At 40.9% G+C, this 13,940-nt stretch carries 16 protein-coding genes; 1 reads left to right on the top strand and 15 read right to left on the bottom strand.

Annotated elements, in window-relative coordinates; translation table 11 throughout:
- Nucleotides 1-102 precede the first annotated feature (102 nt).
- Both CTY48_RS06510 and CTY48_RS06505 read right to left on the bottom strand, forming a co-directional pair.
- Nucleotides 103-489, bottom strand: a complete 387-nt coding sequence (locus CTY48_RS06510) for a MerR family transcriptional regulator (RefSeq protein ID WP_099467715.1) — start codon at nucleotides 487-489, stop codon at nucleotides 103-105.
- A 3-nt stretch (nucleotides 490-492) separates the two neighbouring features.
- The gene (locus tag CTY48_RS06505; protein ID WP_180272658.1) at nucleotides 493-1,614 is read right to left on the bottom strand and encodes a helix-turn-helix domain-containing protein; all 1,122 of its coding nucleotides are present in this window, start codon (nucleotides 1,612-1,614) and stop codon (nucleotides 493-495) included.
- 729 nt (nucleotides 1,615-2,343) lie between these two features.
- Between CTY48_RS06505 and CTY48_RS06500 the strand changes: the two genes are divergently transcribed.
- Nucleotides 2,344-3,033 (top strand): hypothetical protein, encoded by a 690-nt coding sequence (locus CTY48_RS06500; RefSeq protein ID WP_099467713.1) that lies wholly within the window; start codon nucleotides 2,344-2,346, stop codon nucleotides 3,031-3,033.
- A gap of 195 nt (nucleotides 3,034-3,228) precedes the next feature.
- Here the strand turns inward: CTY48_RS06500 and CTY48_RS06495 are convergent, their stop codons facing one another.
- From CTY48_RS06495 to thiS, 13 genes are all read right to left on the bottom strand, one after another.
- On the bottom strand, nucleotides 3,229-3,411 hold the full coding sequence (locus CTY48_RS06495) for a DUF6366 family protein (RefSeq protein ID WP_099467712.1): 183 nt from the start codon (nucleotides 3,409-3,411) through the stop codon (nucleotides 3,229-3,231).
- Nucleotides 3,412-3,467: 56 nt separating this feature from the next.
- Nucleotides 3,468-3,674, bottom strand: a complete 207-nt coding sequence (locus CTY48_RS20085) for a RepB family plasmid replication initiator protein (RefSeq protein WP_408609851.1) — start codon at nucleotides 3,672-3,674, stop codon at nucleotides 3,468-3,470.
- A gap of 252 nt (nucleotides 3,675-3,926) precedes the next feature.
- Entirely contained in the window at nucleotides 3,927-5,618 is a 1,692-nt protein-coding gene (locus CTY48_RS06485; protein WP_099467710.1) for a sulfate adenylyltransferase subunit 1, read from the bottom strand.
- On the bottom strand, nucleotides 5,618-6,523 hold the full coding sequence (cysD, locus tag CTY48_RS06480) for a sulfate adenylyltransferase subunit CysD (RefSeq protein ID WP_099467709.1): 906 nt from the start codon (nucleotides 6,521-6,523) through the stop codon (nucleotides 5,618-5,620). The genes CTY48_RS06485 and cysD overlap by 1 nt, the downstream gene beginning before the upstream one ends.
- Nucleotides 6,524-6,534: 11 nt before the next feature.
- Nucleotides 6,535-6,846: an indolepyruvate ferredoxin oxidoreductase subunit alpha gene (locus tag CTY48_RS06475; RefSeq protein WP_099467708.1), complete on the bottom strand. Its 312-nt coding sequence runs from the start codon at nucleotides 6,844-6,846 to the stop codon at nucleotides 6,535-6,537.
- Nucleotides 6,830-8,515 (bottom strand): adenylyl-sulfate reductase subunit alpha, encoded by a 1,686-nt coding sequence (locus tag CTY48_RS06470; protein WP_456298593.1) that lies wholly within the window; start codon nucleotides 8,513-8,515, stop codon nucleotides 6,830-6,832. Before CTY48_RS06470 ends, CTY48_RS06475 begins: the two co-directional genes overlap by 17 nt.
- Nucleotides 8,516-8,559: 44 nt before the next feature.
- Nucleotides 8,560-9,624 carry an ABC transporter ATP-binding protein gene (locus tag CTY48_RS06465; RefSeq protein ID WP_099467707.1) on the bottom strand — a complete coding sequence of 355 codons (1,065 nt, stop codon included), beginning with the start codon at nucleotides 9,622-9,624 and terminating at the stop codon, nucleotides 8,560-8,562.
- Between the two features lie 20 nt (nucleotides 9,625-9,644).
- Nucleotides 9,645-10,502, bottom strand: a complete 858-nt coding sequence (locus tag CTY48_RS06460) for a sulfate ABC transporter permease (protein WP_099467706.1) — start codon at nucleotides 10,500-10,502, stop codon at nucleotides 9,645-9,647.
- Between the two features lie 10 nt (nucleotides 10,503-10,512).
- Nucleotides 10,513-11,364, bottom strand: a complete 852-nt coding sequence (gene cysT, locus CTY48_RS06455) for a sulfate ABC transporter permease subunit CysT (protein ID WP_099467705.1) — start codon at nucleotides 11,362-11,364, stop codon at nucleotides 10,513-10,515.
- Nucleotides 11,365-11,413: 49 nt separating this feature from the next.
- A complete protein-coding gene (locus tag CTY48_RS06450) occupies nucleotides 11,414-12,451 on the bottom strand; it encodes a sulfate ABC transporter substrate-binding protein (protein WP_099467704.1) in 1,038 nt (345 codons plus the stop codon).
- Nucleotides 12,452-12,481: 30 nt separating this feature from the next.
- Nucleotides 12,482-12,895, bottom strand: a complete 414-nt coding sequence (locus tag CTY48_RS06445; RefSeq protein ID WP_099467703.1) for a M67 family metallopeptidase — start codon at nucleotides 12,893-12,895, stop codon at nucleotides 12,482-12,484.
- Nucleotides 12,896-12,903: 8 nt separating this feature from the next.
- Nucleotides 12,904-13,710 (bottom strand): HesA/MoeB/ThiF family protein, encoded by an 807-nt coding sequence (locus tag CTY48_RS06440; RefSeq protein WP_099467702.1) that lies wholly within the window; start codon nucleotides 13,708-13,710, stop codon nucleotides 12,904-12,906.
- Nucleotides 13,710-13,919, bottom strand: coding sequence for a sulfur carrier protein ThiS (gene thiS / locus CTY48_RS06435; RefSeq protein ID WP_099467701.1), 210 nt, complete (start codon nucleotides 13,917-13,919; stop codon nucleotides 13,710-13,712). The genes CTY48_RS06440 and thiS overlap by 1 nt, the downstream gene beginning before the upstream one ends.
- Nucleotides 13,920-13,940: the final 21 nt, after the last annotated feature.

The following is a 13,940-nucleotide window of genomic DNA, read 5'->3' as shown; positions in this document are numbered from 1 at the left end:
CTAGAGGTAGCTCTATGTCAAGGCTTTTTATACAAGTCGCTGTAAAAGTTGAAATTGTCTTACTTGTACAAATTGTATATGTTTTATATTTTTTTCACGATTTTACTTTTTTACCGCTTCATCAATATGAAAAATCCCTATCTCCTTGTAATGCTCTAGTTTAAAGTCAACAATCTCCATACTTTTGTTGAGCTGTTCAATCTGCTTTTCGATATTCTTCTTGTGCTGCTCCAATATAACACGTCTCTCCTCGACGCCCTCCTCCCCTTTCAGACAACAGTGCATAAATTCCTTTATCCTCTCAATTGACATCCCGCTGTTTTTCAAACAGCAAATCAGACCAATCCACTCCATATCGTTATCCGTAAATTTCCGGTTGCCGGATTCGGTTCGTTTTATGAGCGGTAATAGCCCCTCCTTGTCATAGTATCTGATTGTGTAGATAGATAGGCTCGTTTTCTCTGATACCTGCTTAATTGTGTATTCCATATTCTACATTCCTCTTTCTTCTTTATTATCCTGTCTTATTAAATCTTCCTCAAATTCCTTTAATTTTTCCTCCACCCTTTTCGACTTTCGCAAAACCGCATACCGCTCATCCTTCAGCACAACATTTAAAAGTGATTCTCTGATTGCATCAGATACCTCACTCCCGTCAACAATGACAGCAACTTTAAGTTGGGAAGCTATTTCTGAAAAATAGAAAGAGTTTTCATAATTATGACCGTAATGCTTCATTTCGTCAATCAGATTCAGAAAATGCTCCTCCGCTTTTTCCGGCTCATTCATCGCCAGATAAGTATCAACGAGAAGGTCACTGGCATACATCATATAAAGCCCTGAAATCTTCGTTATTGTATAATAATCCTCCGCGCATCTGATTGCCTTATCATACTCCTTATTTTTTATATAAACAGAATGTTGCGCCCGGATATCAACGATACAGTTTTGTATATCCTTGAGCATATTTTTCTGCGCATACACGAGACTCTGCTCCAAATCCCCCTTCATCAGGTAGAGTGCCGAATATATATGTCTCGCATCAAATTCGTTGGTTGGAATCCTTTTGAGTATCGCTTCTGCTTCCTCAAACCTGCCGCTCCCCATATATCTTCCCGCAACTGCTCCAATTGCCGCCATACGGATTGTATCATCCGCAGAATGCAGTAATTCCTCCAGCATATAGGTATATCGTTCAATCAGCTCTCGATATTTCTCATCATCCTGCCTGTACTCCTTATCCGCCGCATAGGCAAGCATGGAAGGACTCATCGCCACTCGAAGCTTTAATTCCTCACTGTTTGGATATTCCCGCAAGTACTGTTCTCCAAGCTCGATGGCGGCATTCAATCCGTTCGCACAGGCGGTGTTCGTCATCTCTGTCATGATTTTGTCAAGCTCCGCCTCGGACAAATGCTCCTGAAAGGAAAGTAAATCATCAAGGTTTGTGTGAAGCATTCTTGCAAGCGGTGCCAGCAATGCGATATCGGGCATACTCGTCCCGGTCTCCCATTTACTCACTGCCGGAGTGGATACCCCCAACGCTTTTGCAAGCTGCTCCTGTGTTAATTTATTTATTTTTCTAAGCTCATAAATCTTTCTTCCTAAATCCATTGTGTCACCCTCCATTTTTAGTTAAATTGCCTCTTTGTCTCTTATAACATTATTGTATAAAAGAAGCCTCAACAAAACAATGGAGCCTCAGACAAGAAAAGGGGCGAGCTTCTTAACTGCTGGTTAATAGTGCGAAAAGCACTACCACTTATTATACCATAAATACTAAGCTCGTGCATTATACCATATTTTACGGTATTGTAGAAGTCCTCTAATTGTGCGATTTTACTGTAAAGTTCAAGTTTTAAAAATCTTAAAATGTTGGTAAAAACGTACTGTTTAGTGGCAAAAAGTTTATTGGTGAATCATTTGATTTTTTTTGCGAGACAGTTTTCTAGTATGGTTCTCGGACTTTATGTCAACAAAATAAGCAGCCAAGCGCTTATCTATACAACGGAAAAATTATGATAATATCAACCTTCCGATATTCTATCTTCATTTAAAATCCTACCACACTTAAAATAGACAAAGTGAATAACTTTAATTTTTTATCTGAATAATGTCTCAAGATTTACTTTCCACATATGGACCCCTCCTTTTTCTTTTGTACTTAGAGTATGTCAGACGGGGATGCAGATAATTTACAATTTTTATGTTTTGACTTTTAATGTTTAGTTTAAATACTTAGAAAATATCATATTTTAATTTGCAATGGCAACTATTATCATTTACAATTAACAATAGGGGATAATAAGTAAGAGAAAAAACAGGATAAGAAGGGAGCTTTATATGAATAATGTAAAATATTTATTGAAAAGAGTAAGTTTATTGATTACAACTTTGGCATTAACTCTATTTATTTTTCAAATAAGTGACTTTAAGGCACTTGCTTCAGAAATACCAGATAAAGCAAATGAAAATGTAGTAACAGCAAGACTAATTAACATGGAAACAGGTGAAGTTACGAATCTAGATGTTGATGATGTTACCATAGAATTAAAACCATCAAATATAAATTTTTTAGAAACATATGGTTTAGCATCAGTTAATAATATTTCAAGCGAAACTTTTTCAAAAACATATACAGTTACAGTTGAACTTCCTTCTTCAACAGGAATATCAATACAGAGCAGTGCAGGAGGAAATAAAACTGAAAATTCTGTAAAAGCAGTAGGAACAATAAATTATACAAAAAGTGGTGATTATATAACAGTTTCAAGTTGTTCAGGCAGTTGGACTCCAAGTATAAGTTCTCTATATATGTCGGACAGGGAAGTTTGGTTATATAGTGGAGTGCCAATGGGAAAATATTTGGAAAAATATCCAACAAAAAATACCTTTAGTTACAATACTGGATGGAGCAAAACACTATATTATCCAGGTAGTTCAATATCTGGAACGCGCCTCTTCACATCGGCAGTAGCAAGAATATCAGGAATGACCGCTACATATACAATTGAATTGTTAGTAACAGTTTAAATAATATATAAAAACTGCAAATGATTTTTTCTCACTTATTGTATAAAATTTTAATTTTCTAATGGTTATCTTAAACATTAGTCAAAAATTATACTTAATATAATCCCCAGAAAAAAGGAATATCTATTTTAGATATTCCTTTTTTCTAGTGTGCCAGGCATGGCACTAGTCTACTCTATTAACACACTGTGAATATTATTTAATAACCAAAAATAATATAGCTGCAAGAATGATTAGTGTAATAATTCTTGTAATAAAATTACCTTTTATTAAATTATTTAAATCACCTATAATTGAACGGTTTATAGAATCTGAAAAATTAATCATTGGATTTTTTTTATATTCATTCATTTTGTTTTTTTCTTCTTTATCACTCATAATTTTTTCCTCCTATTTTATTTTTTTGATTTTATAATTGATATTTTTTTAACTTTTTAATTTCCAATCATAAGATATATGAGATTCAATTCCACTTTTGACTTCAATACGGAATTTGATTTTTGATAGGTATACGATTTTAAAATTTCAAAAAACCTTATGGAATATTGGCTTTTCATTTTCAAAATGTTGTAAAGTCCATAGGAAGTGAACTTTTCCTGTAGGTCAAATAAATAGGGGGTCATACCTTCATCAAGTCTTATTTTAGCTTTTCCACTTCTTTAATTGTCCATACTTTGTTAATCCGTTAGAATAAAAAAATGGCTTAATTAATCTATAAATAGAGTAACACCTATTCAAACTCATTTCAATATATGTTGGAATAAAAGTTAAAAAGTAGTATACTAAATTAATTAAAGTTAAAGAAAGTCCCACACTCTTCCAAGCATGGGACTTCCCTCTGTTCTATACTAATATATAGAAAAAACACTTTTGACGCTTAAATTCTCTTTGACTTAAATCATCCAAAAATTATCATTAAATACGATTCTTCTATATCCCTCGAACTTTGACCACTTATTTACAAAAGCGCCCTTATTCTCTCTTCTTTGATTTTTGAACTCATACATATAATTATCAAAATCCGCATGTGACTTGATGCGAAGCGCAAAGCCTTTCTCATCTAAAACCGGCAGTCCATTGTACTCAAACTCATTCAGACTTATGATATTCGCGATTTTGGCATTTCGTATGAGAATTGCGGCATTATCCTCCGCGTCAATGATATCAAAGAAATCCGGATACTTAAAGCTGTCACCCTCTGTCGGAACACCGTCTCCTACACGATAAGTTTTATCCTTTGTCTTTGTTCTGGATAAGAACGCATTTTCCAGATTGAAATAAAACTCCTCAAAAATATAGCCGCCCGCCTTGATTTCGTCCTTCTCAAAATATGGTTTTTCGCCTTCCCTATCAACATAGTCCACTACGCCGCAGGCAGAGGTCATATGGCTGACACGGTCAATCAAGATAAGTTCGCCAAGTGTCTTATTTTTCTTGAATTCATTTACCACTATCTTTTCTGAAAATTCGATTTCACAAAAAATAATTTCATTCTTTTCAACCTTGTCAATTTTTTGGTGTTCGCCCGTATTTACATCAATTTTGTATTCAATGTTTTTTACGATTGCCGGAATCATCTTTGTTCCAAGTTTTACAAGGTAGTCCTTTCCGACCGTCAACGGCTCATCATCCATCCACAGAAGGGTCGTTTGAATATTTTTTGCAATTGGAAGATTTTCATTATCCGTTAAAACACAGCCACGGCTTACATCCACTTCGCGGTCAAGCTGAATGGTAACAGCCTGCCCTGCAAACGCTTCCTCACTCTCTTTATCACCGATTAATATGCTTTCCACCGTAGCACTCTCAATGCTCGGGAGGGAAAAGAGCTTCTGTCCGACCTTTACCCTGCCTGCTTCAATCTGTCCCTGAAAGCCTCTGAAATTGTGGTTCGGACGACATACTCGCTGCACCGGCATATAAAAATCATTGCTCTCATCGCTCTCGGACACGTCCACCTGCTCCAGATGAGTCATCAGAATATCTTCCGTGTACCAAGGCATATTCTCTGACTTTTTCGTCACATTATCGCCTTCTGTCGCACTGACCGGAATCACCTTTACATTTTTTAGCGACAGCTCATTTGACAGCGTCAAAATATCCTTTTTAATTTCCTCGAATCGCTCCTCGCTGTATCCCACCAAATCCATCTTGTTTACGGCAAATACAAAGTGGTTGATTCCCATCAGGGAACAAATTCTGGAATGGCGTCTGGTCTGCACGAGCACTCCCTGCTTTGCGTCCACCAATATGATGGAGAGTTGGGCAAAAGAGGCACCAACCGCCATATTTCTCGTATATTCTTCATGCCCCGGTGTGTCGGCAACGATAAAGCTTCTGTTATCGGTTGTAAAATAGCGGTAAGCCACATCAATCGTGATACCCTGCTCTCTCTCTGCCATCAGACCGTCCAAAAGAAGAGAGTAATCAATCGCACCGCCTCTGGAGCCTACCTTGCTGTCTAATAATAATGCCTTTTCCTGATCGGCATAGAGCAGCTTGGAATCATACAGAATATGTCCAATTAGTGTTGATTTTCCGTCATCTACGCTGCCGCATGTTATAAATTTAAGCAATCCATTCATTAGAAATACCCTTCTCTCTTTCTCTTTTCCATACTTGCCGCACCGCCATCCTTGTCAATGACACGGCTCGTTCTCTCTGATTCAACAGAACTCAAGGTTTCTTCAATAATTTCATCCAGCGTAACCGCATCGGAAAGCACGCCACCCGAGAGAGGATAACAGCCCAGCGTACGGAAGCGGACTTTTTTCATCTCGGGAACTTCACCCGGATTTAGCTTCATTCGTTCATCGTCAACCATAATAATATTTTCGTCACGGAAAACTACCGGACGCTCAGCCGCAAAATAGAGCGGAACAATCGGAATATTCTCACGCTGGATATACTGCCAGATATCTTTCTCCGTCCAGTTAGAAATCGGAAACACGCGAATACTCTCGCCCTTGTTTATCTGCGTATTATACAGCTTCCACATCTCCGGTCTCTGATTTTTCGGGTCCCATGCATGGGAGGCATTTCGGAAGGAAAAAATTCTTTCCTTCGCCCGGCTCTTCTCCTCGTCACGTCTGCCGCCTCCAAATGCCGCGGTAAAACCATATTTATTCAATGCCTGCTTGAGCGCCTGTGTCTTCATAATGTCGGTATAGGAAGAGCCATGATCAAATGGGTTGATTCCTCTCGCCACACCGTCCTCATTGATGAACTCAAGCATCTCAATCCCAAGCTCTTTTGCCGTCTTATCGCGAAACTCAATCATCTCTTTAAACTTCCATGTTGTGTTGACATGTAAAAAAGGAAACGGGGGCTTCTCCGGATAAAATGCCTTCATTGCCAGATGAAGCATCACCGAGCTGTCCTTGCCGATTGAATAAAGCATAACCGGATTTTCGCACTCTGCGGCAACCTCTCGTATGATATAGATTGCCTCTGCCTCTAATTCATCCAAATGTGATAATACATTACTCATAGTCTTTTCTCCTAATATTTGTTTGAATCTTTGCTGTTCACATCGATTACCTTTTTGGTTCCATCACTTTTTGTTATATTCCAATGGAGAATATCTCCTTCATAAGAAACATTCATGGTGCCTGCATTCCCACCGATATCGGCACCCAGATAAAAATCAATCGCACCGAATCTGCATTCTTTTACGCAGGATACACAGCCCCAGCAATCCTTCGGATATTTGATATATACCTTATTGTCCTTTTCCTTAATCAGAGTTCCCGGACAGACTTTCATACATTTCAGGCAGCCCACGCACTTTTCTTTATTAATTCTTATGCTCATACTCTGCCTCCTGTACAATATCTCTCAATACAATCTCAAGACTTCCGTTTACCAGCTTTGAATTTACATATTTAAAATAGTCTTGATTTGTATCGGGATAATCCAAATTCTCATTGAAGGAATGCCATCTTGTTTCCTTTCTATAAAGTAGATGGGCTATGAGTGACTGGCACACGGTCAGCCTCTCCTTTAGTTCATACACAAACATCAGCTCATGCATGTCGGCTGCTCCCAAATGCTCTGTCAACGCTGCAATCTGTTCAATCTTTTCCTTGGCAAGGAGTAACTGTTTTTCGTTAAACTGGTAGAGAGTAGAGATGCCGCCCGCATATTCGTCCATAACCTTCTGCATAGCCTCCTCCAGCTCCCAAACGGAAAAGTCTGCCGCTTCATTACTTAAAATTGCCTCATATTGTGCTATTCTTTTTTCTACAAAATCCCTTTGAATAGAAATATCTTTTTGCTTCGCAAGCTTTTCGATGATATCAAGTGCCGCAATCTCACCTTCTGCAAGTGCTCCGGTTACATATTTCTGCGGACAGCCGCCTGACACGTCTCCTGCCGCATACAAACCCTTGACGGTGGTCTCTCGCTTTGTATTTACCCAATAGCCGCTTGCCGTATGTCCGCCGACGATATAAGGCTCGGTTCCTGCAATCTCTACATCCTGTTCACTTGGATTTTTGCCGCTCTCAATCCATTTCAAGGTCTGGCTCGGTGCCATATTCAGATATGCTTTTAACAGTTCCTCATCCCGCTCGGCTTCGATTACACTTGTCTGCAAGTAGCAAGGTCCGTTTCCAAGCTGATTTTCCTTGACTGTGCCATACACTCGCTCGCTGGTCGTGATGCCGTATTTGTCCTCGTACACCTCTCCCTTGGAGTTAATCTGCTTTGCTCTCACTCCCTGCGCAATTGTTCCGGTCGGTGCAATGGTATCCTTGCATCGAAGGGCGATAAAGCGCATCTCAAAAGAGGTCATTTCTGCTCCTGCCAGAATTCCCATCGCATAGCCGGCACCGGTATTAAAAGGCGGATACCACATTTTATGGCGGGAAAATCCAGGATTGTTCGGCTTATAAAGCCCTGCTGCCCCTCCGGTTGCAACAAGGACAGCCTTAGCTCTTATCTCATAGACGGTTTCCTCTGTGATGCTAAATCCCACGGCTCCCTTCGCCATATTATCCTCCACGAGCAAATCCGTTATGTTCGCATTATTTAATACCGTGACATTGGAAGCCTCTTTTACTGCCTTTGCAAGAATCGGTTTAAAATTCTCACCGTTTATTTTGATATTGCGGTTTCCCCTTGCCACATAGTTTCCGTTTTCGTCCTTCAAAATAACAAGACCGAGCCTCTCCATCTCATGGGTCACCTCGTTAAAGCGGTTTGCAGCGCTCAAAAGCAGGTCTTTTCGCACGATGCCGTTTGCATCCTTTGTCGCGTAGTCTACATAGTCCTCCGGCTTTCTGCCCTCCACAATGTAGGCATTAATTGCATTGACTCCCGCTGCAAGGCAGCCGCTTCGTTTTATATTTGCCTTTTCGGCTACCACAACAGACAAATCTGAATTTCTGCTTAGCGTAAGGGCAGCGTAACAACCTGCTGTGCCTCCGCCTATAATTAAAACATCTGTGTGTATCAGTTTATGATTTAATTTCTTGTGCATGTCATTTACCATATCCTTATATTCGCGTTTTGGCATGAAGTGCCTTAAAAGGTTACAATATCCTTGCCCTCAAGTTCCTTATTTTCCAAGAGATAAGCTCTTTCCTTGTCATAGGCGTACACCCTGTATACCACGACACACATCTTCTCACCGATGCTGATTGGACGCCTCTCAAGGGAACGGTGCGTTGTCAAAATAATTCCGCTGACATTGAGCTTTACCTCTAGACAGTTTCCTCTGAATGAAATATCCTCGATAACACCTGTCTCAGAATAATTGATAATATCCTTGAATTTCACATTGTCACTCTTAAAGCTTTCCACGAACTCAGGACGGATAATTGCGCCGTCGTAATTGCCCTTTTCAAAGCCTCTCAGCTTGTAATACTCCTGAACCTTTGCGGACTGTCCGATAAATTCCGCCACAAAAGGAGTCTGCGGATTTTTGTATATTTCAAGCGGAGATGCGGTCTGTTCAATTCTTCCTTTGTTTGTGATGATAATCTCATCTGCTACCTCCACCGCTTCGTCCTGATCATGGGTGACAAATATACTCGTGATGCCTACCTTGTGTATCATTTCGCGAAGCCAGCTTCTAAGCTCTGCACGTACCTTGGCATCAATCGCCGCAAACGGCTCATCGAGAAGAAGAAGACTTGGATTTGGTGCAAGTGCTCTGGCAAAGGCAACCCTTTGTCTCTGACCTCCGGACAATTGGTTCGGATATCTTTTCTCTAAGCCCTTTAGTCCTGTCAGCTCAATAAGTTCTGCGACTCTCTCCTTAATCTGCTTTTTCGGCACCTTTTTAATTTCAAGCCCAAAGGCAAGATTTTCATATACGGTCATATAGCGAAACAAAGCATAATTTTGAAATACAAAGCCTATGCCTCTCTCCGCCGGAGCAATGTCATTTACTCGTTTTCCGTCAATGATGATGTCTCCAAGGTCGGGAGTTTCCAGTCCTGCTATCATACGAAGTATTGTCGTCTTTCCGCTTCCGCTTGGTCCAAGCAGTGCCACCAGCTTTCCTTTTTCAATTCCGATATTGATATCGTCAGAGGCTTTGTAGTCGCCGTAATGTTTATCAATATTTTTTAATTCAACATACATAGATTTCTCCTCATACACAATCAGATATTCTGTGCCTTCCTTTTTGCTTTATATTCCACGATATTTCTTGCCACCATAACAATAAGTGCGATGATAACAAGTATCGAGGACACCGCAAATGCCGCCGTGATGGAGTCACTTGAGCCGGACAGGTAAAGTGCATCAATCTCAAGAGGAAGGGTAAACGTCTCTCCTCTCGTCTTTGACAATGCATTTACCGCTCCGAATTCTCCGAGTGCCCTGGCTGTACAAAGAATAATTCCGTACAGCAGCGCCCACTTGATATGTGGGAAAGTAATTTTGCGAAATATCGTAAATCCGCCTGCTCCCATCAAGGCTGCAGCCTCCTCTTCGTCCTTTCCCTGTGCGTTTAACACCGGAATAATCTCTCTGGAGACAAAAGGGAAGGTGACAAATATTGTGGCAAGCACTACACCCGGAATGGCAAACACAATCTGAATATCCGTTCCCAGCGCACTGTTGATGCCCTCAATCAAACCATTTGCCCAGCCAAGTCTTCCGAAGGTCATAATAAATGCAAGACCTGCGATAACCGGGGAAATGGAAAAAGGAATATCGATGAGCGTTGCAAGCACCTGTTTTCCTTTAAAGGAAAATTTCGTAATCAGCCATGCTGCCATGATTCCGAAAAAGGAATTGATAATAACCGCAATGATCGTAGCAAGCAGCGTTACCTTCAATGCCGACACGGCATATTCTGTGCCAAGTGATTTCAGATAAAAGCTGATACCCTCACTTAACGAGTTGATGATAACGGATATAAGCGGCACGATGAGCATAAGTGCAACAAACAGGATGCTTATTGTAATTAAAATAATTTTTGTGACTTTGTTTTCTTCTCTGCTATTTTCCTGCATGCCACACCTCCTAAATTTGATTGGTTCGTCTGGACTGGACAATCTGAATCATATTGATACAAAGCAAAATGAGAAACGAAATAATAAGCATGATCAGTGCAATAGCCGTGGCACTCGCATAGTCCACATAATTAAGCTTTTGCATTATGACATAGGAAATCACCTGTGTCTCCTCTTTTGCACTGTTGCCGGATATATAGATAACACTTCCGTATTCGCCAATTCCTCTGGCAAATGCCAAGCCAAAGCCGGTGAGCAAGGCAGGTCTAAGCTCCGGTAAAATAACGCGAAAAAAGGTTTTCGTCTTTGTTGCTCCAAGTATATAGGCCGCCTCCTCATATTGGGTATCAAGCTTTTCCAAAACCGGCTGGATTGCCCTTACAACAAAGGGAATTCCGATAAAAATAAGTGCGATGGTAAGGCCAAGCTTTGTGTAAGAAACCTTTAATCCAAGCTCCGCCAACGGTTTTCCAAACATTCCTGTATCAGAATAGAGCTTTGAAAGGGTGATTCCTGCTACCGCGGTCGGAAGAGCAAACGGAAGCTCAATTAAGCCATCCAGTATTCTTTTGCCGGGAAACTCGTATCTCACAAGCACCCATGCAAGAATGACTCCAAACACACAGTTGATGATTGAGGCGATGAAAGCACATATAATACTCGTTTTAAATGCGTTTATTACATTATCCTTTGTGATGAGTTCAAGAAACTCACTCGGTGTCAGTTGAAATGAATAGACAAGTACAGACACTAACGGAAGCAATATAATAAGAGACAGCATCAGAAGGGTTACCCCCATCGTCAGCCCAAAGCCCGGTATAACTCTGTCTTTCCGTGTAAATTTTGTTAGATATGCTTTCATAATCAGATACCAGTTTCAATCCTTTCAAAAATTCTAATTTTCGCCTCTTTTAATTCCCGTAGATTTCATCAAAGATTCCGCCGTCTACAAAGAATTTCTCGTATACAGCATCCCAGCCTCCGAAATCGTCAATTGTGCAAAGTTCAATATTCAAATCAAATTTATCAGAAAATTCCTGCAATATATCTTCGTTTGACGGACGGTAGCCATACTCTCCGATAAGCTCTTGTGCCTCATCGGTGTAGAGGTATTCCAAATACTCCTTTGCCACCTCTGTTGTATTGTCCTTCTCTGCATTTTCATCTACAATCGCCACGCTTGGCTCTGCCAGTATACTGATGCTTGGAGATATAATCTCATATTCGTCTGGGTATTCCGAAACGGTTAAAAGTGCTTCATTTTCCCATGCAAGGAGAACATCTCCCTGACCGTTTTCAACAAAGGTCGTCGTCGCTCCTCTCGCACCGGAATCCATAACGGTTACATTGGCATAAAGCTGTGACATAAAGTCCTTCATCTGTTCCTCATCATTGTTAAACTGCTGACCTGCATAATACCATGCTGCCAAGAAATTCCAGCATGCACCGCCGCTGCTCTTTGGATCAGGTGTGATAACCGCTACACCCTCTTTGGTCAAATCACCCCAGTCCTGAATACCTTTTTCATTTCCCTTTCTCACAAGAAAAACAATTGTGGACGTATAAGGGGAAGAGTTTCCTTCGAATTCATCAAGCCAACCTGACTCAATGAGACCTGCATTCTCAACCAATGTGATATCATGGGCAAGGGCAAGTGTCACAACATCTGCATTAGCTCCCTCTATTACGGAACGTGCCTGACCGCCTGAGCCGCCATGTGACTGTACCACATCTACCTGTGTTCCGGTTTTCTCCAAGTAATATTTTTCAAATATTTCGTTATATGCCACATAAAACTCTCTTGTAGGATCGTAAGAAACGTTGGTCAGTGTTACCGTTCCGGATGCCGTACCGGCTGTTTCCTTAGCTGAACCTGCGCATGCCGCAAGAGAAAGTGTCATACCTGCCGCCAATGCCAGTGAAACAATTCTTTTTAAATTTTTCTTCATAATTTTTTCCTCCAAATTAATTATGCTACTCTATACAATTTCAATTTCATTTACGCTTACATTTTTATCCTTGTCGATATGAAAAGCGTTTAATACCGGTTTTCCTGCTTCCATCAGTGATAGTATCAGATATTCGCTTGTCGAATCATATGCCAGTCTTTTATCCTCCTCAGAAGGCCTGGACGGTGACTCCGGATGAGAGTGAAAGTTTCCAAGAAGCTCAAAACCGTTTGCTCTGGCATCTTTTACTGCCGCCAACTGTTCCTTCGGATCCATGGAAAAATGCTCATTGCTCTCATCTAAGTTTGTCAGCAGATAGACTTTTTCAACCGTTTTGACCTCACCGTTCTTCGTCCCTGCTATGAGACCGCACGCCTCATTCGGAAGCCCCTCTGTACAATGCTTTAAAATTTTCTCATAATCGCCTCTTTTTAATTTTAGCATAACGTTTCTCACCCCTTTAAGTCGCAGGCTGCCTGTTCATAATCAATAAGCTTTGTTATCTCCGGATGCTCGCCGCAGATTGCACATTGATTGTCTTTCGGTAATTTCACCGTACGAAACTGCATTTTCAACGCATCGTAGGTCAAAAGCTTTCCTGTGAGCAAATCTCCCTGTCCGACGATGTATTTCACTGCTTCCATCGCCTGAAGGCTTCCGATTACTCCGCCCATTGCCCCAATCACGCCTGCCTGCTTACAGGTCGGAACCGCGTCCTTTGGCGGTGGATTTTTGAATACACAGCGATAACATGGTCCTTCCCCCGGCACATAGGTCATAAGCTGCCCCTGAAAACGAATAATTCCTGCATGGGAAAATGCCTTTTTTGCCATTACGCACGCATCATTAATAAGGAATTTTGCCGGAAAATTATCTGTTCCGTCAATGATAAAGTCATACTCTGCAATCAGCTCTAAAATATTTTCTGAACTGACAAAGGTTCTATATGTATTCACCGTAATATCCGGATTTATGGCAAGCATTGTCTCCTTTGCCGATTCAACCTTTGCCTTTCCGATATCAGCCGTCGTATGAATGACCTGACGCTGCAAATTGGATAAATCTACCACATCTGCATCTGCAATTCCGATTGTTCCGACACCTGCTGCTGCCAGATACATTCCAACAGGTGCTCCGAGTCCTCCGGCTCCGATGATAAGAACCTTTGCATTCAAGAGCTTTTTCTGTCCCTTTACGCCTACCTCCTTCAAGATGATATGGCGGGAATAGCGCTCTAATTGCTCATTTGTAAATGCCATTACCTCGCTCCTCCTCCCATAAAGTATAGGAATTCCACGATATCTCCTTCAGAAAGCTTTGTTGTCTCAAAATCTGCTCTCTCCAAAAATTCATCGTTTAAGGTAACTGTCACATATTCTGCATTTTCAACATCCTCAACCTTGATTAATTCTGCTATTGTCAACTCTTCGTCATATGTCTTCTTACTTCCTGCCACTGTTAAATTCATCTTCTCTTCCTCACATTCTCT

Origin of the sequence: Konateibacter massiliensis, from assembly GCF_900184995.1 — a bacterium.
Lineage (GTDB): Bacteria > Bacillota > Clostridia > Lachnospirales > Lachnospiraceae > Lachnotalea > Lachnotalea massiliensis.
This window is presented reverse-complemented; position numbering and strand designations above follow the sequence as displayed.

What these genes read in the sequence shown, in the direction of transcription:
- CTY48_RS06510 (WP_099467715.1), bottom strand. Translation starts at nt 489, where the DNA reads ATGGAATACACAATTAAGCAGGTATCAGAGAAAACGAGCCTATCTATC.
- CTY48_RS06505 (WP_180272658.1), bottom strand. Translation starts at nt 1,614, where the DNA reads ATGGATTTAGGAAGAAAGATTTATGAGCTTAGAAAAATAAATAAATTA.
- CTY48_RS06470 (WP_456298593.1), bottom strand. Translation starts at nt 8,515, where the DNA reads ATGCACAAGAAATTAAATCATAAACTGATACACACAGATGTTTTAATT.
- CTY48_RS06485 (WP_099467710.1), bottom strand. Translation starts at nt 5,618, where the DNA reads ATGAATGGATTGCTTAAATTTATAACATGCGGCAGCGTAGATGACGGA.
- CTY48_RS06465 (WP_099467707.1), bottom strand. Translation starts at nt 9,624, where the DNA reads ATGTATGTTGAATTAAAAAATATTGATAAACATTACGGCGACTACAAA.
- cysD (WP_099467709.1), bottom strand. Translation starts at nt 6,523, where the DNA reads ATGAGTAATGTATTATCACATTTGGATGAATTAGAGGCAGAGGCAATC.
- thiS (WP_099467701.1), bottom strand. Translation starts at nt 13,919, where the DNA reads ATGAATTTAACAGTGGCAGGAAGTAAGAAGACATATGACGAAGAGTTG.
- CTY48_RS06495 (WP_099467712.1), bottom strand. Translation starts at nt 3,411, where the DNA reads ATGAGTGATAAAGAAGAAAAAAACAAAATGAATGAATATAAAAAAAAT.
- CTY48_RS06460 (WP_099467706.1), bottom strand. Translation starts at nt 10,502, where the DNA reads ATGCAGGAAAATAGCAGAGAAGAAAACAAAGTCACAAAAATTATTTTA.
- CTY48_RS06450 (WP_099467704.1), bottom strand. Translation starts at nt 12,451, where the DNA reads ATGAAGAAAAATTTAAAAAGAATTGTTTCACTGGCATTGGCGGCAGGT.
- CTY48_RS06500 (WP_099467713.1), top strand. Translation starts at nt 2,344, where the DNA reads ATGAATAATGTAAAATATTTATTGAAAAGAGTAAGTTTATTGATTACA.
- CTY48_RS06445 (WP_099467703.1), bottom strand. Translation starts at nt 12,895, where the DNA reads ATGCTAAAATTAAAAAGAGGCGATTATGAGAAAATTTTAAAGCATTGT.
- CTY48_RS06475 (WP_099467708.1), bottom strand. Translation starts at nt 6,846, where the DNA reads ATGAGCATAAGAATTAATAAAGAAAAGTGCGTGGGCTGCCTGAAATGT.
- cysT (WP_099467705.1), bottom strand. Translation starts at nt 11,364, where the DNA reads ATGAAAGCATATCTAACAAAATTTACACGGAAAGACAGAGTTATACCG.
- CTY48_RS06440 (WP_099467702.1), bottom strand. Translation starts at nt 13,710, where the DNA reads ATGGCATTTACAAATGAGCAATTAGAGCGCTATTCCCGCCATATCATC.